Raw genomic sequence first — 23,094 nt, forward strand, 5'->3', positions numbered from 1 at the left:
ACCCGAATCACGGGGGCACTCGGTAAGTTCGCCGACCATCCCCGGACTCCCCCGTACGCTGGCCGCATGACTACTCTGATCCTCACCGTCGCGGGTGCAGACCGTCCGGGCCTCGTCGCCGCCGTCGCCGATGTCGTGGATGCGTACGGCGGAAACTGGGAGAACAGCTCACTGGCCGAACTCGCCGGCACGTTCGCCGGTGTCATCGAGCTCTCGGTCGCCGACGAGAAGGAGGCCGAGTTGACCTCCGCCCTGCGCGGCCTGCAGGGTCAGGGGCTGCTGACCCTGGCCGTGCTCACCGGCACCCCGGAGACCGTCGCCGCAGACGATCGGCTGCTCGAGATCCAGGTGCTCGGCAACGACCACCCCGGCATCGTGCGGGAGATCTCGACCGTGTTGAGCACGCACGCACTGAGCATCGAGGAGCTGGCCACCGAGACCCGGGATGCCGCGATGGCGGGCGGCCGTCTGTTCGAAGCCTCGGTGGTCGCGAAGGTCCCCGCCACCGTCGACCTCGACGCCCTGCGCGCCGACCTCGAGCGCCTGGCCACCGAGATCCAGGTCGACATCACCATCACCTGACCCGAGACCCCCGCACCTCGCCGACGCCCCCGCCAGCACACGTCACTCCGCGGGGGTCTCGACGCGCAGAGGGGGTGTCGGCGCGCAGACGGGGTGCCGGCGCGCAGACTCAGTCCTCGAGGCCGGAGTAGCGCCGCACCCAGTACTCCGTGTACGCGACGTGCGCCGAGGCCGCGGCGCTCGCGGCGACAGGATCCGCCGCCGCCAGACCGCGCAGGATCGCGCGGTGCCCCGCATCCGAGTGGATCTTGAGCTCGGCCGCATCCTCGGGATCGGAGATGCGATACGCCCGCGAACGCGAACGCAACACGTCGATCAGACTGGTCAGCGCCTCGTTCCCCGCCACCCCGGAGATCGCCATGTGGAACTCATGGTCGAGGCGTGACTGCACCTCGAAGTCGGTGGTCGCCTCGATCTCGTCGAGCACGCGGTCCAGGGACTCCACGGTCTCGTCGTCGATGCGGGCGGCGGCGAGCGCAGCGGCATGCGGTTCGAGCACCCGGCGCAGCTCGGTCAGTTCGAGCACCCCCGCCATCGGCAGCAGTCCGACCGTCAGTGACAGGCTGCCGATCAGGTCGGCCGCGCGCAGTTCGCTGACATAGCTCCCCGATCCGTGCCGGGTGTCGAGCACACCGAGTGCGGCCAGCATCCGGATCGCCTCGCGGAGAGACCCGCGGGAGACACCGAGCCGTTCACACAGTTCCCCTTCACTCGGCAGCCGGTCACCCGGCCGCAGCGCACCGTCGGCGATCAGCGCCCGCAACCCGTGCAGCGCCGTGTCGAGTGCGCTCATCGTGATCCTCTCTGACACTCCCCCACCCCTCGTGAAGTCTGGCGGAACTCCCCTCCGCAGGGAACTCGTATGACAACTATGTTTCATCCTTCCGGTTTTCGTGGCAGTTTTCGCGCTCGTGTGGCAAAGTTGTGCAACAACTCGCCCCACTCATCGATGAGGACTGATGCCCGCACCGTTGTTCCCCGCACCGCTCACACTGAACTCCGGTGTGCGCGCCCGTGACGCCTGGCCCCTCGACCCGGCGGTGATCCACCTCAACCACGGATCCTTCGGCGCTGTCCCCTCCGCCGTCGTCGCGCATCAGGACGCTCTTCGCCGCCGCGCGGATCTCAGTCCGGTCGAGTGGTTCCCCCGCATCGCGGAGCGTGTGCAGGATGCCCGCGAACGCACCGCGCCCTTCGTGGGTGCCCGGACGGAGGACAGCGTCTTCGTCCCCAACGCCTCCGCCGCCGCCACCGTGGTCTACAACGCGCTGCAGTTGGAAGCCGGGGACGAGATCCTCGTCACCGACCAGGGCTACGGTGCCATCACCATGGGGGCCGAGCGCCTCGCCCGCCGGTTCGGCGCCCGCGTCCGCACGGTCGCCCTCCCGCTGCTCTCCTCCGACGACGAGATCGTGCAGCTCTTCGCCGATCACTTCTCCCCCCGCACCCGTCTGATCGTGGTCGACCAGATCACGTCGCCGACCGCACGGATGCTGCCCACACGGCGCATCGCCGAGGCGGCGGCCGAGCGCGGGGTGCGCACGCTCGTCGACGGCGCTCACGCCCCCGGCCTCGTCCCGGACGCCGCTGCCGTCGCGGGCGGCGACTGGTGGTTCGGAAACCTCCACAAGTGGCCCTGCGCGCCCCGGGGCTCCGCACTGCTGGTCACCTCCGCCCCCGACCGCGACGAACTGTGGCCACTCATCGACTCGTGGGCGGCGCGCGAACCGTACCCCTCCCGCTTCGACACCCAGGGCACGATCGACGCCACGACCTACCTGGCCACCCCGACCGCCATCGACTTCATCGAGAACGAGTTCGGCTGGGCTGCCGCACGCACAGCGATGACGGAGATCGCGGATGCCGGCGCCGAGCTGATCGCGGAAGCCCTGCGCCCCTACGGGGACGAGGACCCGCTCACCCCGCTCCCCTCCCCTGTGCCGTCGATGCGACTCGTGCGTCTGCCGCTCGGGCTGGGGGCGACACGGGAAGAGGCCGACGCCCTGCGCATGGACCTCCTCGATGAGGTCGGCGTCGAGACGGCCTTCACCAGCTTCCGCGGTATCGGCTACTTCCGACTCTCCGCGCACCTCTACAACGAGGCCTCCGACTACGAGGCCTTCGTGGAGCGGTGCGTCCCGCAGATCCTGAGCCGTGCGGGCATCCGCCGCGCCGACTCCCTCGTCCTGCCCTGATCCGCCCACCGTTCACCCGACCGCAACACCCACCCACCCCAACCGAGAGGCACTTCGTGAAGAACAAGATCTTGACGACAGCAGCGGGATTCGGCACCGTCGCCGTCCTCGCTCTCACCGGCTGTTCCGCGAGCTCCGGCCCGTCGGCCGACGGCACGGTCACCCTGCAGATGGTCGAGAGCCTGACCAACCCGGCCCGCACCGAGCTCATCCGCGGACTCCTCGACGAGTTCGAGAAGGACAACCCGAAGATCACGGTCAACCTGGTCTCCCCTCCCACCGAGCAGGCCGACGCGAAGATCCAGCAGATGCTGCAGTCCGGCAAGGGCGTGGACGTGCTGGAGGTGCGCGACATCACCGTCGGACCGTTCGCGAACAACGGCTGGCTGTACGACCTCGGCCCCGACCTCGAGAAGTGGGACGGCTGGGACGCGCTGACCGACAACGCGCAGTCCGCGTCCGTGGCCGCCGACGGCAAGAGCTACTTCGTTCCGTACGGCTTCTACGGGCTGTCGCTGTTCTACCGCACCGACCTCGTGAAGGACGCGGGCTTCGACGGACCCCCGCACAGCTGGAAGGACCTGCTCGAGCAGGCGTCCGCGATCCAGGACCCCTCGAACAACATCTACGGCTACGCGTTCCGCGGCGGCCAGAACGCGAACAGCAACGTCGTCGCGGCCATCGAGGCCTACACGATCGACGGGCTCGACACCGAGGACGCCTTCCTGATGGAGGACGGCTCGACGATCTTCGCCGCACCCGAGGCGCAGGATGCCGTCGACGACTACTTCGACCTGTTCACGGAGGCCTCCCCGCCTTCCGCCGTCTCGTGGGGCTACCCCGAGATGGTCGCCGGCTTCACGAACGGCACCACCGCGTTCCTGCTGCAGGACCCCGAGGTCATCGCGACCGTGCAGGACTCCTCCCTCACCGAGGACCAGTGGGACACCGCTCCGCTGCTCGTCGGCCCCTCGGGCAAGGCCGCGCAGCCGCTCGCCGTGGCCGGGTGGGGTGTTGCCGAGAACAGCGAGAACAAGGAGGCGGCCGTCAAGCTGGTCGAGTTCCTCTCGTCGGCCGAGCCCGCCACCGAGTTCGCCCAGGCCAACAGCCTGGTGCCGATCATCACGGCTGCAGCGGATGACGACTTCTACTCGTCGGGCCCCTGGACCAGCTACGTCACCATGACGGAAGACCCGGAGACGTACGTCAACGTGCGCCAGCCGCGCGGGGTCAGCTGGTGGACCGAGTGGATCCAGAAGTCCGACCAGGATGTGCAGAACGTGCTGCTGGGCAACATGTCGACCAGCGACCTGCTGGCCTCGTGGGACGCGTTCTGGACCGAGAAGTACGCCGCGGAAAAGGGCTGACCTGTGGCCCGCACCGCTCAGAAGGGAGGCTCCGTCGGCACTGCCTCGCAGCAGGCAGCCGTCGGGGCCTCCCCGGCATCGCGTCGACGTCGTCCGTTCCGAGGGCGCCAGGCATGGACGCTGCTGGCGTTCCTCGCCCCCGCGGTCGTCTTCGTGTGCTGGTTCACCTACTGGCCGATGCTGCAGGGCGCGCGCATGGCCTTCCACGACTGGAACCTGTGGGACCTCACGTCGACGCCGTTCGTCGGCTTCGACAACTTCCTCGCGGTGTTCCGTGACCCCGCGTTCCCGACGGTGGCAGGGAACTCCGTGCTCTGGGTCGTCGGCTCGCTCGTGCCGCAGCTCGTGATCGGGTTCCTGATCGCGCTCGCCCTGCGCAAGCGGTTCCGGTTCCGCGGCGTCTACCAGGCGCTGGTGTTCTTCCCCTGGGCGGTGTCCGGCTTCCTGATCGGCATGCTGTTCCGGTGGATGTTCAACGCGGAGTTCGGTGTGGTCAACGACCTGCTCATGAAGGCAGGACTGATCGACGCCCCCCTCCCCTGGCTGGCGGATCCGAAGCTCGCGATGTTCGCGGTGATCGTCGCCAACGTCTGGTACGGGGTCACGTTCTTCGCGATCATGATCCTCGCCGCTCTGCAGTCGGTGCCCGACGAGATGCTGGAGGCTGCGAGCCTCGACGGCGCCGGCAAGGTCCGTCAGCTCTTCTCGATCATCATCCCGTACATCTCGATGACGCTGCTGCTGACGATCCTGCTGCGAGTGATCTGGATCTTCAACTTCCCCGACATCATCTACGCGATGACCAACGGCGGACCCGCCAACCAGACGCACATCATCACGACGTGGATGATCAACTACACCCAGCAGGGCAATTACGGCTTCGCGAGCGCGATCGGCCTCATCGTGATGGCCGTGCTGTTCGTGTTCTGCGCGTTCTACCTGATGGCGATGCGGAGAGTGCAGCGATGACCATGACAGACACCTCCCGCACGGGCTCCTCGGTCACCGAGACCCGCCGCATCACCGTGCCCGACCCGGCATCCGCCCCGCGTCCGAAGCCGCGCGTCACGGTCGGCGGCGTCATCCGCGTCGTGGGTCTCGGGCTCTGGCTCGTGATCACGCTGTTCCCGCTGTACTGGATCGCGCTGACCGCGTTCAAGTCGCCCGGGACGATCAACAGGTTCCCGATCGAGTATTGGCCGAGCGAGCCTTCGCTCGACAACTTCACGAGTCTGTTCGAGAAGAGCTCGTTCGGGGTGTTCCTCGGCAACTCGGCCCTGGTCGCGGTCGTCGGCGGTGCGGTGGCGACACTCATCGCCCTGCTCAGCGCCTATGTTCTCGCTCGCTTCGAGTTCCGGGGCAAGGGCGCGATCCTGATCGCGTTCCTGCTGACGCAGATGATCCCGGCCTTCATCGCGCTGGGACCGCTGTACTCGATGATGACGGACCTCGGGCTGGTCGACACCAAGCCCGGACTCATCCTCGTCTACATCGCGATCTGCATCCCGTTCTCGACGGTCATGCTGAGGGGCTTCTTCGAGAACGTGCCCGATGCCCTCGAAGAGGCCGCCATGATCGACGGATGCTCCCGCCTCGGAGCCCTGTTCCGGGTGCTCGTCCCGGTGATGACGCCCGGCATCATCGCGGCGTTCATCTTCAACTTCGTGAACTGCTGGAACGAGCTGTTCCTGTCGGTCGTGCTCATGAACACCGATGAGAACCGCACCGTGCCCTCCGCGTTGAACGGCTTCATCTCGACGTTCAACATCGACTGGGGGTCGATGAGTGCCGCAGCCGTGCTGACGATCCTGCCGACCATGGCGATGTTCGCGCTCGCGAGCCGCTGGATCGTGCAGGGCCTGACCGCCGGCGCCGTGAAGGAGTAACCCCCCACCCCGTCTCGTCCGTCGCGTTCGCCGCGCCCCGTCGCCTTCGCCGCGCCCCGTCGCGTTCGCTGAGACCCCCTTCCACCGCCGAGGCCCCCTCTGATTCGCAGGATTCAGAGGGGGCCTCGGCGGGCAGAGGGGGTGTCGACCTTCGCGACGACCGGACGACCGGACGAGCGGATGCGACGACCGGACGACCGGACGACCGGAGAGCGTACCCGGACACGACGACCGGACGCGACGAGCGACCGGGCGACCGGGCGGTCAGACCAGGCGGGACTTCGGAGACACGGAGTAGGTGTGCTCGGCGTCGCGGTTGACCGTGTCGCCCAGCGCGGTGTCGATCGCGGCGAGCGTGTCGGCATCGAGCTTCACACCCGAGGCCTTGACGGTCTCCGCCAGCTGCTCCGGACGGGAAGCTCCGACCAGCGCAGCCGCGACGTTCGGGTTCTGCAGCACCCACGCGATCGCGAGCTGCGGCATCGACAGGCCGGCTTCCTCGGCGATCGGCTTCAGACGCTGCACCGCGGTGAGGATGTCGTCCTGCAGGAAGCTCTTGATGAAGTCGGCGCCGCTGTGCGGGTCGGTCGCGCGCGAGCCCTCGGGTACCGGCTGCCCCGGCAGGTACTTGCCGCTGAGCACGCCCTGTGCCATGGGCGACCACACGATCTGCGAGATCCCGAGATCTTCGGACGCCGGAACGACCTTGCCCTCGATGACGCGCCACAGCATCGAGTACTGCGGCTGGTTGGAGATGAGCTGGATCCCCAGCTGCTTTGCGAGTGCGTGCCCTTCACGCAACTGCTCGGCCGTCCACTCCGAGACGCCGATGTAGAGCGCCTTGCCCTGACGGACGACGTCGGCGAACGCCTGGAACGTCTCCTCCAGCGGGGTCTCGTGGTCGAAGCGGTGCGCCTGGTACAGGTCGACGTAGTCGGTGCCGAGGCGCTGCAGCGAGCCGTTGATCGACTCGAAGATGTGCTTGCGGCTCAACCCGGTGTCGTTCGGGCCCTTCGGACCGGTCGGGAAGTAGACCTTCGTGAAGATCTCGAGCCCCTCGCGGCGCTGCCCCTCGAGTGCCTTGCCGAGAACGACCTCCGCAGCCGTGTTGGCGTAGGTGTCGGCGGTGTCGAAAGTCGTGATTCCCGCGTCCAGGGCGGCATGCACGGTCTTGACGGCGGCATCGTCGCCCACCTGTGAGGCGTGGGTGACCCAGTTGCCGTAGGTGATCTCCGAGACCTTGAGACCACTGTTGCCGAGATAGCGATAGTTGACCATGGATCAACGCTACTGGCTGCCCACTATGGCTGGGCCGGATGCCGGGATCTCATGACCGCCATCGCGCCGCCGACCACGATCGCGACGGCGGCGAGGGCGCTCACGACGTACAGCGGTCGGGCCCAGGGCGAGTAGTCCGCTCCGCTGATCCCGAACGTGTCGGCCAGGGCCATGCCCGCGCCGAACGACGCGACGAAGTACCCGACCGCGCCGAGCATGAGCAGCGCCAGGAAAGTCATCGCAGGAACCACGGGATCCGCACGCCGGACGACAGAGACGACGGCCACCGCGACGGCCAGCGCCACCCCGATGCCGAGAACGGAGAACACGGCACCCTGGCCGAGGTTCTCCCCCGCCTCCGCCATCGCGAAACGGATCTCCTCCATCGTGAGCCCCGGAGCCGCGGCGAGCGGATTCAACATGAGGATCTGCAGTGCAGCGAGCACCGCGTAGGCCAGGACGGCGAGCACGCCGACGATCGAGATCCACAGGGTTCGGCGCTGAATCCGAGTCATGCGGGTCAGCCTAAGAGGACATCCCGAGAGTCTGCCGATACTCGCGCCAGGCGGCTCCGAGACGCCGGACGCCCTCGGCGAGCACGTCGTCGGGCGCAGTGAACGGGATGCGGATGTGGTCGTCGGGCGAGGCCGCGACCGCGAAGGCCGCGCTCCCGGCGATCGAGACGCCGTGGGTGGCGGCGGTGCGGACGAGCGCCGCCGCTGAGCCTGTGGGCAGGCGCACCCACAGCGACAGCCCCCCGCGCGGCGGCTCGGGTGTCCACTCCGGCAGGTGCTCGGCCATCAGCGCCTGCAGCAGACGCAGACGCTCCTGGTGGATGCGGCTGTTGGCTCGACGGAGATCATCGGCGCGCGATCAGATCGAGTGCGAGCAGCTGTCCCGGCACGCTGGTGGACTGGTCGGCGAGCTGGCGCGCGCCGCGGAGCCGACGGACGAGCACCGGGTCCGCGCGCAGCCAGCCGATCCGCAGCCCGGCCCATACCCACTTCGACACCGACTCGACCACGATGATGGGGGCATCGGTGCGTTCGGCCGCGAGCGTCGGCGGCACGACCCCGTCGAAGGAGATGCCGGCGAGCACGCGGTCTTCGATGACGGGTACGCCGTACTGGGCGGCGAGCTCGGCGACGCGATGCCGAGCGGCGGGCGGCAGACGCGATCCGGTGGGGTTCTGATGGTGCGGGTTCACCGCGACGAGCACGGGCCGCAGGCGGGCGAGCGCCTGTTCGAGCGCCTCGACGTCAAGTCCGTCCTCGCCCATCGCGATGCCGTGCACGGTGCCGCCGCGGAGGCCGACCGAATCCGTGACGCCCGGCCAGGTGATCTCCTCTGCGAGCACGATGTCGCCGGGACCCACGAGCGCGTTCACGACGAGGCTGATGGCCTGCTGCGCCCCGTGCGTGACGAGGATCTGCTCCGGCGTGGTCGGCGTGCCCTCCGCGGCGTACATCTCGGCGATGAGGTCGCGCAGGGCGGGCAGGCCCGCAGGGTCGGTCTCGGGCAGGAGGGCGAGGTCGAGCCGCGGCTGGTGGTCGCGGATGAGCTGCACTCCGAGATCGGAGATCTGCGGCACGGTCCGCAGCAGGTCGATGGCGTTCGGCAGCGCGGAGAAGAGCGCCTCCCCGCGCCCCGGCCGCTGGGCGGGCACGGCGGTTGCGGCTGTCCCGGCGATACGGGTGCCACTCCCCTGCCGCCGGTCGACCAGGCCCTGTTCCGCGAGGTCCGTGTATGCCGCGACGACCGTGCCCCGCGAGACGGACCCTGCGGCTGCCAGCGCGCGCTCCGCGGGCAGCCGGTCCCCGGGGCGCAGCTCACCGCTCGCGATCAGGCCCTCGATGCCCCGTGCGAGCCGGGCGGCGAGAGTGCCGTCTCCCTGTGTCCAACGGCCGAGCCGTGCCGAGAGTGCGTCCGACGACACGTCACCTGCATGCACGAGAGATGCCGCTCGCTCTGCGGCAAGGGCCGAAGCCTGATCCATTGGCCGACCATTGGCACTGTCACTCGCGCTCATGAGATCCGATTCTGGACCAATGAACAGGAATCTCGCCACCAGTCCTTCACTTACTGGTCCAATCAACCCCGATTGGACCATCACACAGCTCCTGGAGTGGCTCAGCGACGATGCCCGTCAGCACGATGTGGCACTGCAGCATCCGCTCGCCCGCATCGAGGCACTGATGACCGGGGCGCGCTGGGCGCGCACTCCGTCCACGGTTGCGTTGATCCGCTCGATCGCCGCCGCTGTCCACGACGACCCGACACGGGGAAGCCTCCGGATCGGCGAACTCTCCCCGCAGCAGGAGCCAGGGGTTCCGGAGCGGATTCCGCAACTCGCCTGACCGGAGGTTCGTGCCGTCTCGCCGAATCGCGATGCACCTCTCAGCCGATCGTCGGTCGAACCAGCTGCTCCTGCTCCTCGAGCGTCTGCGCCTGCGCGCGCTTCTCCGCCCTCTCCCGCTCCTGCGCCTCGGCCGCCTCGCGGCGTTCCGCACGCGTCTGCGACTCACCGGAGCCGACCTCCGCCTGCACCTCCTGGGATTGAGCCGTCACGATCTCGGCACGGTCGCGGAAGCCCTCGGCGGTCACCCTGTCCAGCGCGACCTGTTTGCGGATCGCGGCCGCCTTCTCGTACAGGCTCGGGTCACCGTAGCTCGTGAGCACCTTGACCAGCACCGGCAGCAGCTCGATCATGAAGAACAGGGCCGCGATCAGGATGTGCGCCCACAGGATCGTGGGCTCCTTCTCGCTCAACCGGTTCAGACCGCTGATCTGGCTGAGCAGCCCGACGGCTCCGGCATTGCCCTGCGCCACGGCATCCGCCCGGGCGTTGTACGCGGCGAGCGCCTGGTCGTAGGTGTCGCGCGCGGTCGGCAGCTGCGACTTGGCCTGCTCCCGGTTCTGTGCCTCGGACGTGGAGGTGTTCTCCTTGGCGGCGGTGCCGGCCGCGGCGAGCTCCTCGTTGGCGGTGCGCAGCTGGGCGGCGAGCGCGTCGTACGTCTGCTGGGCCTCGGCGAGCTGTGCCTTCGCGGCATCCGAGCTCGCACCCTCGCCGTTGACCCCGGTGCACCCGGGGACCGTGCCTGCGCCTTCGCCGGTCAGCTCGCACTGGTACAGCACGCGCGCCTGGTCGATGACCTCCTGCTGCGCGGTCATCTTCGCGGTGACGTCGTCGACGGTGGCCTGTGCGGCCGACTCCGTCGCAGACGACGAGTCCGTTCCCGCCACGATCCCGGTCGCCGCCTGGTTCTCGAGCTCGGCGACCTTGGCGGAGGCCGCGTCCAGCGCGATCTTCTCCGGCCCCGACTCGAGCGCCTCCTGATCGGACTGCGACTGCGTGATGTTGGTCGACGCGACCTCACGGGCGATGTCGTTGTGGAAGATCTGGAGCACGAGCGGCTCCGCCACCACGAAACCGATGATCGCCGCCATGATCACTCGCGGGATCGCCAGGCCGATGAGCCGCCAGACGCTCCTCGTCGAGCTCATGGTCGAGGTCAGGAACCGATCGAGGTTGAAGATGATGAGCGCCCACACGAGGGCGAGGGGCACGGCCAGCCACAGCGCCGCCTGCACACCGGTGGTGAGGGCGAAGAGCATCGAGATCGCCGAGACGAGCGCGGTGCCGGCGAGCACGAAGAACATCTGGACGAAGCGGGGGGTCTCGCCCGGGACGCGGTCGAGGATCTCGCCCTCCGCGCCGCCGAGGATCGCCAGGGTCCGCGCGCGCGAACCGGGAGCCCGCGGCACGCGCTTCTTCCGTTCCTTCGGGACACGGGGCGCACGCGGAGTCTTCACCGGGGCGGGTTCGTCCGCAGCGACCGCATCGGCGATCGGGGTCTGCTCGGCGGAAGCTGCGACCGACGCGTCGCCTGCGGCGTCTTCGGTGCCGGTGGGCTCGAACTCGCGCAGGAAGTCGAGGTCATCCGTGACGGCGTCGGGTTCGCTGTCGAGGATGATCCGACCCTGCGAGTCGTAGCGACCCGGTCGATGGGCGGAATAGGGCATCCCGATAATCTACGAAACCTCGCCTGTGGATAGCGTGGAAGATTCCTCGGCGACCACCCGGAATCCCACGTTCCCGTCGCGATATGTCAGCTTCCGAGCCGCGATTGCCTGCCATATCGCGACCGGAGCAGGGTCCGGGCGACCGGAGCAGGGGACGGGAGACCGGAGCAGGGTCAGGGGGACGGGAGCAGGGTCAGGGGGACGGGAGCAGCCGATCGAGGGCCGCCGCGTAGGCCGCGAGGGCGTCGTCGAGGGTGAAGTGCCCCGCAGCGGCGAGCGTGCCGAGACCGTGGATCAGCCCCCACACCACGACGGCATCGGTCGGCCGGTCCAGGCCTGCCGCGGCGACGCCCTCCGCGAGCACCGCCTCAAGCCCGTCGATCAGCGGCGCCATGGTCGCGGTCGGGGATCCGGGGACGCAGACCGTCGGGTCGTACACCGCATCGAACGCGTGCGGATGCTCCACCGCGAAGCGGATATAGGCGGAACCGGCGTCCGCGAGCGCCGCGCGCGGGGTCGACGCCCTCTCCGCGTCGGTGCGGACCTGCGTCAGGAGGTCGGCCATGCTCCGCTCGGCGAGCACCTTGAGCAGCCCGAGCCGGTCCGAGAAGTGGTGATACGGCGCGTTGTGACTGACGTTCGCGGCGCGGGCGACCTCGCGGAGGCTGATCTCCGCCGCAGGCATCCGCTCCAGCAGCTGCATGGCGGCATCCTCCAGCGCCCGGGCGAGATCGCCGTGGTGGTAGCCGTCCTTCGAACTTGACATGAGCAACATCATCTCCTATCTTGACAGTGTCCACCACCTTGACACTGTCCAGATAGGAACCTGACATGCCTGCTCTCGTGATCGACGGCCACCCCAACGCCCGCTCCCTGACCGCTTCCCTGGTCCGGCGGTACGCCGACGGACACGGAGACGCCAGGGTGCTCGCACTGCGTGACCTGGACTTCGATCCCCACCTGCGCTTCGGCTACCGGGAGCGCATGACCCTTGAGCCCGACCTCGTCGACGCGAAACGGGCACTGCACGACGCCGACACGATCGTCGTCGCCACGCCGCTCTGGTGGGGTTCGGTCCCCGCGGTGCTCAAGGGCTTCTTCGACCGCGCCCTGCTGCCGCAGCAGGAGTACCGCTACACGAAGCTCGGCCTCCCCGAGGGGCTGCTGCCCGCACGCCGCGGCCGACTGCTCCTGCTCGCGGACACCCCGTGGTTCGCGGTGCCGTTCACCGGGCTGCCCGCGCAGACCCAGGTGGCCCGCAACACCCTGCGCCTGTGCGGCGTGAGGTCCGTACGCGTCCACCGCATGCTCGGCGTCAAGGACGCCGACACCGCGACGATCGCACGGTGGCTCGACCGCGCCGAACGCCTCGGCACACTCGACGGTCGCCGAGCGGGCGTGACGCCTCAGCTCATCGCTGCGGAGGCGGCCTCGTCCTCGGTCGTGGCGACCAGCTGACCGCAGGCGCCGTCGATCTCCTTGCCGCGGGTGTCGCGGAGGGTCGTCGGGATACCGGCGTCATTGAGTCGCCGGACGAACTCGTTCTGCACCGGGATCTCCGACGAGGTCCAGACCGAGCCGGGCGTCGGGTTGAGCGGGATCGGGTTCACGTGGACCCAGCCGCGTCCGCGCTGGTTGAGCTTCTCCGCGAGCAGGTCGGCACGCCACGCGTGGTCGTTCATGTCCTTGATGAGCGCGTACTCGATCGAGACGCGACGACCGGTCTTGGCGTAGTACTCGTACGCGGCGTCGAGGGCCTCATCGACCTTCCAGCGGGAGTTCACCGGGATGAGCTCGTCGCGGAGGTGATCGTCCGGGGCGTGCAGCGACAGCGCGAAGGTCACGGGGATGTTCTCGTCGGCGAGCTTCTTGATCGCCGGCACGAGACCCACGGTGGACACGGTGATGCCGCGCGCGCTCATGCCCAGACCGTCGGGCTGCGGAGCCACCATCGAGCGGACCGCATCCATCACGCGCTTGTAGTTCGCGAGCGGCTCGCCCATGCCCATGAACACGATGTTCGACACGCGCTCCATGCTGTGGTCGTCGGCCTTCTTGCCGCCGAGGCCGCCGTCGGCGATCAGTCGGTTGGCACGAACGATCTGCTCGATGATCTCGGCGGTCGACATGTTGCGGGTCAACCCCGCCTGGCCGGTCGCACAGAACGGGCAGTTCATGCCGCAGCCGGCCTGGCTCGACACGCACAGCGTGATGCGGCCGGGGTAGCGCATGAGCACCGACTCGACCAGCGCGCCGTCGTGCAGACGCCACAGGAACTTGATCGTGTCGCCGCGGTCGGTCTCGAGGCGTCGCACCTCGGTGAGCAGCGACGGCAGCATCCCGGCGACGAGCTGCTCCCGGGTATCGGCCGGGAGGTCCGTCATCTGCTCGGGGTCGGACGTGTAGTGGCGGAAGTAGTGCGTCGACAGCTGCTTCGCGCGGAAGCCGGGGAGCCCGAGCTCCTTGACCTTCTCGGTGCGCTCGGCCGGCGTGAGGTCGGCCAGATGCACCGGCGGCTTGCCGCGCTTGGGGCTCGCGAACTGCAGCAGCGGGCGCCCCTCGTCATCCTTCTGCTGCGTCCACCCCTCGGTCCGGGGGCGCACCTGTGCCGTGCGCGTCTCGCGGACCGCCCCCGAACGGGACGACGCGGGCGCTGCCTGGGGGCGCGTCTCGCGCGTGCGGGGATTCTCCGTCATACCTCCAGGGTACGCGGTGACGGATGGGAAGGCCCTGGGGTGCGGTGCTTCCGTGACGTCAGCCCAGCAGGGGACGCTGTGCAGCACGCTGCTGCACGTACTCGTCGAGGGCCCGCTGTGCGGTGTCCGTGGTCGAGACCGCCGCCACCGGCACGTCCCACCAGCCCTCCCCGTCCGGACCGTAGACCGTCGGGTCACTGTCGATGTGGATGAGCGTCGACCGCTCCGAGGCCTTCGCCGTGGCGACCGCAGCACGCAGGTCATCGATCGCCGCAGACCCCCGTGCGATCTCGATGACGTCGACGCCGTAGCTGCGAGCGTTCATCGCGAGGTCGACCGGGAGCACGTCACCGTGCTGGAAACTCCGCGTCTCCTCGTCGTAGCTCCGGTACTTCGTGCCGAAGCGCGCCGTGCCCACCGTCTCCGAGAGATGCCCGATCGAGGCGTATCCCTGGTTCTGGACGAGCACGACGATGATCTTGATGCCCTCGGCCACGGCCGTCGCGAGTTCGGAGCTCAACATCAGGTACGAGCCGTCGCCGACCATGACGATCACGTCCCGCTCGTCACCGGATGCGAGGAGTCCCCGTTTGACGCCGAGGCCTCCCGCGATCTCATACCCCATGCAGGAGTAGGCGTACTCGACGTGGTAGCCGAGCGGGTCGCTCACCCGCCACAGCTTGTGCAGATCTCCGGGGAGCGAGCCGGCCGCCTGCACGATGACGTCCGCATCGGCCACCGACCCGCGCACGGCACCGATGATCTCGGGCTGCCCCGGCAAGTCGCCACCCGTGGGCGCGAGAGCGTGGTCGACCACCGCATCCCATCGCCGCTTCTCGTCGGCGATCCGCGCGCTCAGATCGGTCGCGATCCGGAAGTTCCCGAGCATGCCCGTGAGCGCGACCAGCGCTTCCCTGGCATCGGCGATGAGCGGGAGCTGCGAGCCGTGCTTGTAGGCGTCGAAGGCGGCGACGTTGACGTTCACGAACACCGCATCCGGGTTCTGGAAGGCGGTGCGCGACGCGGTGGTGAAGTCGCTGTAGCGCGTGCCGATACCGATGATCACATCGGCGTCGGCGGCGATCCGGTTCGCGGCGGTGGTTCCCGTCGCACCGATCCCGCCGAGATTCTGCGGGTGGTCCCAGGGCAATGCGCCACCGCCCGCCTGCGTGGTGCCGACCGGGATGCCGGTGGCCTCGGCGAACGCACGGAGTGCCTGCTCCGCTTCCGAATAGATCACCCCCCCACCGGCGACGATGAGCGGCTGCTTCGCGCCGCGGATCGCGGCCACGGCACGCTCGAGCGGTCCGCGTTCGGGCAGCGGCCGGCGGATGTGCCACTCACGCTCCTGGAGGAATTCGAGCGGGACGTCCACAGCCTCGGCCTGCACGTCCTCGGGGAGGGCGATCGTCACCGCCCCCGTCTCCGCCGGATCGGTGAGCACGCGCATCGCCGCGAGCGCGATCGAGAAGAGCTGCTCGGGGCGCTGCACCCGGTCGAAGAACACCGAGAGCGGGCGGAACGCATCGTTCACCGTGAGCCCGATGTCGTGCGGGCGCTCCAGCTGCTGCAGGACGGGATCGGCGACCCGGGTGGCGAAGGTGTCACTCGGCAACAGCAGCGCCGGGAGCCGGTTGGTCGTCGCGAGGGCCGCACCGGTGAGCATGTTCGTCGCGCCCGGCCCCACGGAGGCCGCACTCGCGAACGTGGCCCTGCGCCGGTGCATCCGCGCGAAGCCCACCGCCTGGTGCACCATCGCCTGTTCGTTGCGGGCCTGGCGGTAGGGCATCAGATCGGGCTGCTCGAGGTTGTACTGCTGCAGCGCCTGACCGAGACCCGCGACATTCCCGTGGCCGAAGATCCCGAACATACCGGGCACGGTGCGCTCGCGGATGGTGCCGTCGACAGTCCATTGCCGCGAGAGGAACTCGACCAGGGCCTGGCCGACCGTCATCCGCTTCGTCTGCATCAGTGATCTCCATGTCCGTAGGGAAGCCGGGAATCGATGTCCTGCCCGCTCCAGTTGTCGCGCACCCACGCGTGCGCCGGGTCGTCGGTGATCAGCCACACCCGCTCCTGATCGGGGCCGGCCATGACGTTCAGGTAGTAGAGGTCGTAGCCCGGTGCGGCGACAGCGGGTCCGTGGAATCCGAACGGGACCAGCGCGATGTCACCGGTGCCCACCCGCTCGGAGATGTCAATGGCGCCCGCGTCCGAGGAATAGGTCGCGAACATCCCGAACGCGGCCTCGGCGGCACCGGCATCGCCGCCGACACGCGTGGGGGCCGCCTCGAAGTAGTAGATCTCCTCGAGCCGGGATTCCCGTCCCGACACGTGCTCATCGTGCTTGTGCGGCGGATACGACGACCAGTTCCCCGCGGGCGTGATGACCTCGCAGACGATGAGGCGCTCGGCGTCGAGCGCTTCCGGCGTGCCGAAGTTGTGCACCTGCCGGCTGGAGGTGCCGGCTCCGCGGAGTTCGATCGGGATCTCGGCGGCGCGGATGTGCCGGGTCGGATGCACGGCCGATGCGGGCGCGGAGGCCACCGCCACCCGACCGACTCCCGTGATGACCGCGGAGGCTGCGGACGACAGGTAGAGCACGTCGCTGGGCCCGTCGAAGACCGACCGGCGGCCGGCGAGCGTCGTCTCCGAGGTCGCGCCCTGCTCGGTGTGCTGCACCGTGAAGGAACCCGCGAGCGGCACGATGATCCGCTCGACCCCGTCCTCGGCGAGCGCGAGGGTCTCCCCCGCGGCGAGCGCTCCGATGCGGATGCCGGTGTGCGTCCATCCCGGGATCGCAGCGTCGACGACGCTCTCCCACCCGTCGCGGCCGATCGTCCCTCGGCGGTGGAACCATTGCCCCTGCTCGGTCATGACGCCTCCTGCCCGATCCGAAGCTCAGTTGTTCTGGGGGAAGCCGAGGTCGATGCCGCCGTGCAGGGCGGGGTCGAGCCAGCGGCTGGTGATCGCCTTCTCCCGGGTGAAGAAGTCGAAGCCATGGACACCGTACGCCTTCGCATCGCCGAAGAGCGACGCCTTCCACCCGCCGAAGGAGTGGTAGGCCACGGGGACGGGGATGGGCACGTTGATGCCGATCATCCCGACCTGCACCTCGTGCTGGAACCGACGTGCGGCGCCGCCGTCGTTCGTGAAGATCGCCGTCCCGTTCCCGAAGCGACCTGAATTGATCAGGTCCATTCCCTTCTGGAAGGTCTGCACCCGCACCACGGACAGCACCGGCCCGAAGATCTCCTCCTGGTAGGCGCGCGAGGAGGTCGGGATCTCGTCGATGAGCGTCGGTCCGAACCAGAAGCCGTCCTCGCGCCCGTCGACCGTCAGACCCCGGCCGTCGACCACGATCCGCGCTCCGTCGGCCTCGGCGATGTCGACATACCCGGACACCTTCGCCCGGTGCTCGGCAGTGATCAGCGGCCCCATGTCGGGCTCGCCGTCGACCCCACCCGCTCCGTCGCCGATGCGGAGAGCGGCGATGCGCTCCCGGATCCGCTCGATCAGCTCATCCGCCACCGGATCGACCGCGAGCACGACGGAGACCGCCATGCACCGCTCGCCGGCCGCTCCGAACCCGGCGTTCACCGCCTGGTCGGCGACGAGGTCGAGATCGGCGTCCGGCAGCACCAGCATGTGGTTCTTCGCCCCGCCGAGCGCCTGGACCCGCTTGCCGTTGCGCGATGCGGTCTCGTAGATGTACTGGGCGATCGGCGTCGAGCCCACGAACGAGATGGACGCGACATCCGGGCTCTCCAGCAGTCCGTCGACGGCCTGCTTGTCGCCCTGCAACACCGTGAACACGCCTTCGGGAAGCCCCGCCTCGGCCCAGAGCGCAGCGAGCCACAGGGCCGCCGACGGATCCTTCTCACTGGGCTTGAGGACGACCGCGTTGCCCGCGGCGATCGCGATCGGGAAGAACCACATCGGCACCATCGCCGGGAAGTTGAACGGCGAGATGATGCCGACGACCCCGAGCGGCTGCTTCAGCGAGTACACATCGATGCCGGTCGAGACGTTCTCCGAGTATGCGCCCTTGATCAGGTGCGGGAACCCGGTGGCCAGTTCCACCACCTCCTGTCCGCGCAGGATCTCCCCCATCGCGTCCGAACGCACCTTGCCGTGCTCGGCCGTGATGATCTCCGCCAGCTCACCCTTGCGCGAGTGCAGCAGCTCACGGAACGCGAACATCACCGCCTGACGCCGCGCGATCGAGTAGCCGCTCCACACCTCGAACCCGCGCCGCGCGGACGCGATCGCTTCCGCGATCTCGGCGTCGTCGGCCAGAGCCACGTGTCCGGTCACGGCCCCGGTCGCGGGGTTGTGCACCGGAGCCGTCCGGCCGCTGGTCGACGCACGGGCGGCACCGTCGATCCAGTGTCCGATGGTGGGGATGATGGAGGCGGGGGTCATACGTATCCTTCGGCGAAGTGGCGTTCAGGCGGGAAGAGGCGTTCAGGCGGTGAGCCCGGGGTGAACCAGAGAGGCGGCGACGTCGATGGCGGACGCGACGTCGATGTCGGAGGAGTACAGGAGCGTGCGTCCGACCGTCAGTCCGCGCACTCCTGGCAGCGAGAGAGCATCCTCCCAGGACGAGAACGTGTCGTCGGGGTCGGCGCCCGCGTCTCCGCCGAGGAGCAGCACCGGCAACGTCGTCGCCGCCAGCACCCGCTCCATGTCTTCGACCACCGGCAGCTTCAGCCAGGAGCTGGCGCTGCTCGCGCCCAGACCGCTGGCGATGGCGATCGACAGCATCACGGCATCCGGACTCAGATCGTTGACGACCCGGCCGTCCACGCGTCGACTCAGGAACGGCTCCAGCATGATCGGCAGATCCGCGCGTGCGGCCGCCGTGACCGCTTCCGCCGTCGAGGCCAGCGTGGGTGCCGTCCCGTCGTCGTCGAGGTTCACCCGCAGGAGCGCTTTGGCGAAGTCGATTCCCGAGTCCACCATCGCGGGCACGTCGTACCCCGTGTAGCGGTCGTCCATCTCGAAGCTCGCCCCCCGCAGGCCACCGCGGTTCATCGAGCCGACCACGATCTTGTCGTCGAGCAGACCGAGCACGGCGAGATCGTCGATGATGTCGGGGGTTCCCAGCACGCCGTCGACGCCCGGATGCCGCAGGGCGATCGCGAGGCGGTCGAGCAGCTCGTAGCGGTCGGCCATCGCGAACGGCGAGTCGCCGACGGCGAGCGCACCGCGCGCAGGATGGTCGGCCGCGATGATGAACAGCCGCCCGTCGCCGCGGATGATCTCGCGACGACGTCGCCCGGCCAGCGTCTCGCGGATCGCTCGCGGCGACTCCGCACGCACCGTCCGGAGCCGGTGGAAGTCGTCCTCGGTCAGTGCTGTCATCTCATGCATCTCCGTTCACGACCTCGGCGACCTCGCGCTCCGTCGGCATCGCCGTCGAACATTCCCGGCGGCCGGCCACGATGCCGCCCGCCGCGTTCGCATAGATCAACGTCTTCTCCAGTTCCCATCCCGCCAGCAGGCCGTGGCAGAGCGCGCCACCGAACGCATCGCCGGCACCGAGCCCGTTGACGACCTCGACCGGGGTGGCCGGAATCTCCACCTGCGTCGACCGCGTCTTGGCGAGCACACCGCGCGGCCCCTGCTTGACGATCGCCAGTTCCACGCCGCGCTCCAGGAGCGCGTCCGCGGCACGCTGCGGTTCGGTCTCGCCGACCGCGACCTCACACTCCTCGCGGTTGCCGACGGCGACGGTGGCGAACTCGAGCGCACGCTGGATCTGCGTGCGCGCGGCCTCCGGCGCCTCCCAGAACATCGGTCGGTAGTCCAGGTCGAACACGGTGTGCGCACGGCGTCCCCGCGACGCGAGGAGGTCGAGGTGGGTCTGTCTACTCGGCTCCTCGCTCAGGCCTGTCGCCGTGAACCAGAGGAGCGCCGCTTCCCGCACGGTCTGCGCATCGACGTCGCCGGGGCGGATCTGCAGGTCGGGAGCAGTGGGCTCGCGATAGAAGTACAGGGGGAAGTCGTCCGGCGGGAAGATCTCGCAGAACGTGATCGGCGTCTTGTAGCTCGGATCGGTCGCGACGAAGTCGCTCCGCACCCCGAGGCGCTCCAGTTCCTCGCGAAGGTACCGCCCGAAGGGGTCGTCTCCCACCCGGGAGAGCAGAGCGGTGTCGTGCCCGTAGCGAGCAGCGGCGACGGCCACGTTGGCCGCACTTCCACCGAGGTACTTTCCGAAACTGGTGACGTCACCGAGACCGACGCCGTCCTGCAGCGGGTACAGGTCGACGCCCAGGCGCCCGATGGTCAGGATCTCCAGGACCGATCGTTCTTCCGACATCACCCCTCCACTCCTTCGCGCATTTGTCTTAACATTAGCACTAATGCGGTGATCTGCTCAGAGCGATCGTCGGATGCTGAGCATCGCGCCCGCGTCCGTGCGCGCGGAGGACGCGTCGAACGCGGCCTCCTGAACCTCACCGGCCAGGTCGACCCGCGTCCAGGACCCCGGCGCCGAGAACGCCACGTCGCGTGCGTCGGACAGGTAGTTCACGAATCGGAGCTCAGCGGCATCACCGACCCGTCGCGCCGATTCCAGCACGACGTCGCCCGAGAGCTCGACCGGGAAGGCTGCCTCGGGCACCGGACCGTCGGTCTCGCCCGAACCGCGGACCACGAGCGGGTCGTGCCGGAAGAGGTCGGCGGCGCGCACGGCCGTCGCATCATCCGCGCCGACCAGGATCGCCAGGTCCGTGTGCACGGCCACTCCGAGGTACTGCGCACCGGGAACGGGGATCTCGGAACCGGCGGGCTCGTCACGCAGCGGATGCACGTTGACGCTCATCATGCCGACGGAGCGGGACAGGGTGACCGCGAGGGCGTCGGATGCGCCCGGCGTCGACACGAGCTCGTACTCCGACAGCTTCTGCACGAGAACCGCGGTCGAACCCGCCGCGGCGAAGCGATACGCCGGGTAGGTCGGCAACGGGAACTCGCCCCAGCCACCCTCGGCCTCGCGACCACGGACGGTCGTCGCGTACTGCCCGGCACTCCGGGAGGCGTCGAGCTCCGCACCCCCGACGGGGACGAGCACCCGGAGCCGGTGGTCGGAGGCCGTGTTCACGTAGTCGATGCCGACACGCAGGAAGCCCTCCCCCTCGCGCAGTTCGATCGTGGTCTCGGTCACCAGCGGCACGGTCTCACTCGAACGTGTCCGGTCTTCGGTCAGCCCCACCGGCAGGTCGTAGACCCGACGGATGCGGAGGCGTCCGCGCAGCGGCCCCTCCTCGATCACGGCGACGTCGACGGAGGACGCACTCCTCACCGCGGAGGCCGGATCGACCGGGCCGTAGTTGTAGGAGTCGCCGCAGTCGCCGTCATCGACGAGGGCGAGGGCGCCGTCGATCGAGGAGCCGTCCGCCCCGTCGATGCGCACGGTGCCATCGGCGTTCACGGTCACGGTGAGCGCGGCGTTCGAGAGCGATCGGGTGGTCACCGTGACCGGGTCATCGGAAACCGCCGCCGTCGCCTCGGCCACCGCGGCGAGCGCGAGACCGTCGACGTCCACCGCCAGCAGCGCACGGTGGCGCGCATCGGCGATGGTCTCGACATGCCAGAGCTCGTCGCCGCCGGCATCCGCCGCCACGCGCTCCTCCAGTTCCACGGTGAAGGCCGCCAGGTCCCAGACACCCTCAGGGCTCTCCGCCACCTGGAAGCGGAGCGACTGCTCGCCCCACTCGTACCCGTTGATCTGCTGCCCGAAGAGCTCACGCCCGTGGATGCGGCGGAGGATCTTGGGCAGATCGGCGCTGCGCATCCGCTCGTCGCCGAGCACGGTGGGCAGCGGGTCCAGCAGTTGCACGCCCGCCGGGAGCGCCGCCGCATCCACCCCGTGCAGAGTGACCTCCACCTGCGCACGCCGAGCGAAGCCCGAGGGGTTGAACACGAGGTGCTGCGCAGGCGACACTGCCGCCGACACGTCACGGAGGACGGTGTCGATGACCCCACGGGCGATGTGCCCCGCGGTGTGGATGCGGGTCCCGACCTGCTCAGCCGTCGCGTCGATGCCACAGCCGGTCACGGAGTCGTGCGCCGTGCTCTCCACGAGGCGGTACCAGGCGGTGTCGAAGAAGGAGCGGTGGTCGCGGGATCCGAACATCAGGTCGAGTCGTTCGGCGGCCGTGAGCGCCTGCTCCGAACGGGCCATCTCGCGCTTGAGGTTCGTGCGGATCGAGAACACCCCGGGCAGCAGGTTGCCGCGGGCGTGCGAGCGCATCTCGCCGTGCACCTGCGGAAGAACGGCCAGCGCCGCGGCATCCGTCGCATAGCGCGAGAGGTGCCCGTCGAGGGTCGCGATCGACAGGTGCGGTTCGCGGCCCGTCGCGTCGTAGTCCCGGATGACCTCGGCGAGGTCTTCGGGAGGTGCGGAGTGATCGGTGCCCAGCATCGCGAGCACCGGGTCGTCGCCGTACCAGGACGCGGTGCGGCCGGCGTAGTCGGGGGCGAGCGCGGGGAGCTGACCCGGCAGAGCGAACATGTCGAGCCCGTTGCCGTAGCCGTCGAAGAGGTACTCGCAGCGCACGGCATCGCCGTTCGGGGCGACCCATGCGAACGCGTGCTCAGCGACGTCAGCGGGGACACCCCGCCAGAGCGCGCTGTGACGGATGCCGAACCCGGCCAGGATCTGCGGCATCTGCGCCGCATGGCCGAACATGTCCGGGAGGTAGCCGACCGGCATGGTGCGGCCCAGACGCGCGCTCGCGGCGCGACCGAGCTCGAGGTTGCGGATGATGGTCTCGCCGTCGCAGCCGAACTCGTCGAGCAGGATGAGGAACGGGCCCACACTCAGCTGCTCCCGCTGCACCAGAGCCATGACCCGGTCCCGCATCTCCGGACGCATCTCGAGGTAGTCCTCGATCGCCGCGGCCTGTCCGTCGAGCGTGAACCGGTACTCCGGCTCGGCCTCCAGGATCCCGATCAGCCGGTCGAGCATGTGCACCAGGCGCAGGCGGAAGACATCGTGCGGCTCATACCATTCGCGGTCCCAGTGGGTGTGGGGGACGACGACGATCTCACTGGTCAC

At 69.1% G+C, this 23,094-nt stretch carries 21 protein-coding genes; 7 read left to right on the forward strand and 14 right to left on the reverse strand.

All coding sequences use genetic code 11. The annotated features are described in order from the left end of the window. The first annotated feature begins 66 nt into the window (after positions 1-66). Entirely contained in the window at positions 67-582 is a 516-nt protein-coding gene (locus tag ACLF6J_RS15660; protein WP_134352328.1) for a glycine cleavage system protein R, read from the forward strand. A 109-nt stretch (positions 583-691) separates the two neighbouring features. Here ACLF6J_RS15660 and ACLF6J_RS15665 read toward each other — a convergent pair whose 3' ends face one another. Beyond that, the gene (locus tag ACLF6J_RS15665; protein ID WP_134352329.1) at positions 692-1,375 is read right to left on the reverse strand and encodes a FadR/GntR family transcriptional regulator; all 684 of its coding nucleotides are present in this window, start codon (positions 1,373-1,375) and stop codon (positions 692-694) included. A gap of 166 nt (positions 1,376-1,541) precedes the next feature. Between ACLF6J_RS15665 and ACLF6J_RS15670 the strand changes: the two genes are divergently transcribed. Genes ACLF6J_RS15670 through ACLF6J_RS15685 form a run of 4 tightly spaced genes read left to right on the forward strand, consistent with a single transcriptional unit; the run spans position 1,542 to position 6,030 of the window. Beyond that, on the forward strand, positions 1,542-2,777 hold the full coding sequence (locus tag ACLF6J_RS15670) for an aminotransferase class V-fold PLP-dependent enzyme (protein WP_134352330.1): 1,236 nt from the start codon (positions 1,542-1,544) through the stop codon (positions 2,775-2,777). A 56-nt stretch (positions 2,778-2,833) separates the two neighbouring features. Continuing rightward, positions 2,834-4,144, forward strand: coding sequence for an ABC transporter substrate-binding protein (locus tag ACLF6J_RS15675; RefSeq protein WP_047522103.1), 1,311 nt, complete (start codon positions 2,834-2,836; stop codon positions 4,142-4,144). Between the two features lie 3 nt (positions 4,145-4,147). Continuing rightward, a complete protein-coding gene (locus ACLF6J_RS15680; protein ID WP_047522105.1) occupies positions 4,148-5,113 on the forward strand; it encodes a carbohydrate ABC transporter permease in 966 nt (321 codons plus the stop codon). Further along, on the forward strand, positions 5,110-6,030 hold the full coding sequence (locus ACLF6J_RS15685) for a carbohydrate ABC transporter permease (protein ID WP_205802365.1): 921 nt from the start codon (positions 5,110-5,112) through the stop codon (positions 6,028-6,030). Before ACLF6J_RS15680 ends, ACLF6J_RS15685 begins: the two co-directional genes overlap by 4 nt. 264 nt (positions 6,031-6,294) lie before the next feature. On the opposite strand, the gene ACLF6J_RS15690 is transcribed toward ACLF6J_RS15685, so the two are convergent. Genes ACLF6J_RS15690 through ACLF6J_RS15705 form a run of 4 tightly spaced genes read right to left on the reverse strand, consistent with a single transcriptional unit; the run spans position 6,295 to position 9,304 of the window. Further along, positions 6,295-7,308: an aldo/keto reductase family protein gene (locus ACLF6J_RS15690; protein ID WP_134352331.1), complete on the reverse strand. Its 1,014-nt coding sequence runs from the start codon at positions 7,306-7,308 to the stop codon at positions 6,295-6,297. Positions 7,309-7,331: 23 nt separating this feature from the next. Continuing rightward, positions 7,332-7,823: a hypothetical protein gene (locus ACLF6J_RS15695; RefSeq protein WP_134352332.1), complete on the reverse strand. Its 492-nt coding sequence runs from the start codon at positions 7,821-7,823 to the stop codon at positions 7,332-7,334. A 10-nt stretch (positions 7,824-7,833) separates the two neighbouring features. Continuing rightward, the gene (locus ACLF6J_RS15700) at positions 7,834-8,109 is read right to left on the reverse strand and encodes a hypothetical protein (RefSeq protein ID WP_421076914.1); all 276 of its coding nucleotides are present in this window, start codon (positions 8,107-8,109) and stop codon (positions 7,834-7,836) included. 58 nt (positions 8,110-8,167) lie between these two features. Continuing rightward, entirely contained in the window at positions 8,168-9,304 is a 1,137-nt protein-coding gene (locus tag ACLF6J_RS15705; protein WP_421076915.1) for a PLP-dependent aminotransferase family protein, read from the reverse strand. 52 nt (positions 9,305-9,356) lie between these two features. Between ACLF6J_RS15705 and ACLF6J_RS15710 the strand changes: the two genes are divergently transcribed. Continuing rightward, complete coding sequence (locus tag ACLF6J_RS15710; protein WP_134352333.1) at positions 9,357-9,665, forward strand: hypothetical protein; 309 nt, start codon at positions 9,357-9,359, stop codon at positions 9,663-9,665. Between the two features lie 40 nt (positions 9,666-9,705). On the opposite strand, the gene ACLF6J_RS15715 is transcribed toward ACLF6J_RS15710, so the two are convergent. Further along, a complete protein-coding gene (locus tag ACLF6J_RS15715) occupies positions 9,706-11,331 on the reverse strand; it encodes a DUF4407 domain-containing protein (protein WP_134352334.1) in 1,626 nt (541 codons plus the stop codon). Between the two features lie 193 nt (positions 11,332-11,524). Beyond that, entirely contained in the window at positions 11,525-12,097 is a 573-nt protein-coding gene (locus ACLF6J_RS15720; RefSeq protein WP_134352335.1) for a TetR/AcrR family transcriptional regulator, read from the reverse strand. Positions 12,098-12,162: 65 nt separating this feature from the next. Between ACLF6J_RS15720 and ACLF6J_RS15725 the strand changes: the two genes are divergently transcribed. Next, positions 12,163-12,789, forward strand: coding sequence for an NAD(P)H-dependent oxidoreductase (locus ACLF6J_RS15725; RefSeq protein WP_134352336.1), 627 nt, complete (start codon positions 12,163-12,165; stop codon positions 12,787-12,789). On the opposite strand, the gene rlmN is transcribed toward ACLF6J_RS15725, so the two are convergent. The 7 genes from rlmN to ACLF6J_RS15760 are packed head-to-tail and all read right to left on the reverse strand — an operon-like array spanning position 12,738 to position 23,094. Then, a complete protein-coding gene (gene rlmN, locus ACLF6J_RS15730; protein ID WP_208526481.1) occupies positions 12,738-14,027 on the reverse strand; it encodes a 23S rRNA (adenine(2503)-C(2))-methyltransferase RlmN in 1,290 nt (429 codons plus the stop codon). The genes ACLF6J_RS15725 and rlmN overlap by 52 nt on opposite strands. Positions 14,028-14,085: 58 nt before the next feature. Further along, complete coding sequence (iolD, locus tag ACLF6J_RS15735; protein ID WP_421076916.1) at positions 14,086-15,996, reverse strand: 3D-(3,5/4)-trihydroxycyclohexane-1,2-dione acylhydrolase (decyclizing); 1,911 nt, start codon at positions 15,994-15,996, stop codon at positions 14,086-14,088. Further along, positions 15,996-16,904, reverse strand: a complete 909-nt coding sequence (gene iolB / locus ACLF6J_RS15740) for a 5-deoxy-glucuronate isomerase (protein ID WP_134352337.1) — start codon at positions 16,902-16,904, stop codon at positions 15,996-15,998. The genes iolD and iolB overlap by 1 nt, the downstream gene beginning before the upstream one ends. Before the next feature lie 24 nt (positions 16,905-16,928). Then, complete coding sequence (locus ACLF6J_RS15745; RefSeq protein WP_134352338.1) at positions 16,929-18,452, reverse strand: CoA-acylating methylmalonate-semialdehyde dehydrogenase; 1,524 nt, start codon at positions 18,450-18,452, stop codon at positions 16,929-16,931. Positions 18,453-18,494: 42 nt separating this feature from the next. Then, positions 18,495-19,394, reverse strand: coding sequence for a Cgl0159 family (beta/alpha)8-fold protein (locus tag ACLF6J_RS15750; RefSeq protein ID WP_134352339.1), 900 nt, complete (start codon positions 19,392-19,394; stop codon positions 18,495-18,497). Position 19,395: 1 nt separating this feature from the next. Next, complete coding sequence (iolC, locus tag ACLF6J_RS15755; RefSeq protein ID WP_134352340.1) at positions 19,396-20,352, reverse strand: 5-dehydro-2-deoxygluconokinase; 957 nt, start codon at positions 20,350-20,352, stop codon at positions 19,396-19,398. 57 nt (positions 20,353-20,409) lie between these two features. Next, a complete protein-coding gene (locus tag ACLF6J_RS15760; protein WP_166804662.1) occupies positions 20,410-23,094 on the reverse strand; it encodes an alpha-mannosidase in 2,685 nt (894 codons plus the stop codon).

This window comes from Microbacterium sp. IO18, assembly GCF_049099505.1.
GTDB classification, from domain to species: Bacteria; Actinomycetota; Actinomycetes; order Actinomycetales; family Microbacteriaceae; genus Microbacterium; species Microbacterium aurugineum.

What these genes read in the sequence shown, in the direction of transcription:
- ACLF6J_RS15750 (WP_134352339.1), bottom strand. Translation starts at nt 19,394, where the DNA reads ATGACAGCACTGACCGAGGACGACTTCCACCGGCTCCGGACGGTGCGT.
- ACLF6J_RS15695 (WP_134352332.1), bottom strand. Translation starts at nt 7,823, where the DNA reads ATGACTCGGATTCAGCGCCGAACCCTGTGGATCTCGATCGTCGGCGTG.
- ACLF6J_RS15700 (WP_421076914.1), bottom strand. Translation starts at nt 8,109, where the DNA reads ATGGCCGAGCACCTGCCGGAGTGGACACCCGAGCCGCCGCGCGGGGGG.
- iolB (WP_134352337.1), bottom strand. Translation starts at nt 16,904, where the DNA reads ATGACCGAGCAGGGGCAATGGTTCCACCGCCGAGGGACGATCGGCCGC.
- ACLF6J_RS15665 (WP_134352329.1), bottom strand. Translation starts at nt 1,375, where the DNA reads ATGAGCGCACTCGACACGGCGCTGCACGGGTTGCGGGCGCTGATCGCC.
- iolC (WP_134352340.1), bottom strand. Translation starts at nt 20,352, where the DNA reads ATGTCGGAAGAACGATCGGTCCTGGAGATCCTGACCATCGGGCGCCTG.
- ACLF6J_RS15720 (WP_134352335.1), bottom strand. Translation starts at nt 12,097, where the DNA reads ATGTCAAGTTCGAAGGACGGCTACCACCACGGCGATCTCGCCCGGGCG.
- ACLF6J_RS15660 (WP_134352328.1), top strand. Translation starts at nt 67, where the DNA reads ATGACTACTCTGATCCTCACCGTCGCGGGTGCAGACCGTCCGGGCCTC.
- ACLF6J_RS15710 (WP_134352333.1), top strand. Translation starts at nt 9,357, where the DNA reads ATGAACAGGAATCTCGCCACCAGTCCTTCACTTACTGGTCCAATCAAC.
- ACLF6J_RS15745 (WP_134352338.1), bottom strand. Translation starts at nt 18,452, where the DNA reads ATGACCCCCGCCTCCATCATCCCCACCATCGGACACTGGATCGACGGT.
- ACLF6J_RS15670 (WP_134352330.1), top strand. Translation starts at nt 1,542, where the DNA reads ATGCCCGCACCGTTGTTCCCCGCACCGCTCACACTGAACTCCGGTGTG.
- iolD (WP_421076916.1), bottom strand. Translation starts at nt 15,996, where the DNA reads ATGCAGACGAAGCGGATGACGGTCGGCCAGGCCCTGGTCGAGTTCCTC.
- ACLF6J_RS15685 (WP_205802365.1), top strand. Translation starts at nt 5,110, where the DNA reads ATGACCATGACAGACACCTCCCGCACGGGCTCCTCGGTCACCGAGACC.
- ACLF6J_RS15690 (WP_134352331.1), bottom strand. Translation starts at nt 7,308, where the DNA reads ATGGTCAACTATCGCTATCTCGGCAACAGTGGTCTCAAGGTCTCGGAG.
- ACLF6J_RS15705 (WP_421076915.1), bottom strand. Translation starts at nt 9,304, where the DNA reads ATGGATCAGGCTTCGGCCCTTGCCGCAGAGCGAGCGGCATCTCTCGTG.
- ACLF6J_RS15715 (WP_134352334.1), bottom strand. Translation starts at nt 11,331, where the DNA reads ATGCCCTATTCCGCCCATCGACCGGGTCGCTACGACTCGCAGGGTCGG.
- rlmN (WP_208526481.1), bottom strand. Translation starts at nt 14,027, where the DNA reads ATGACGGAGAATCCCCGCACGCGCGAGACGCGCCCCCAGGCAGCGCCC.
- ACLF6J_RS15725 (WP_134352336.1), top strand. Translation starts at nt 12,163, where the DNA reads ATGCCTGCTCTCGTGATCGACGGCCACCCCAACGCCCGCTCCCTGACC.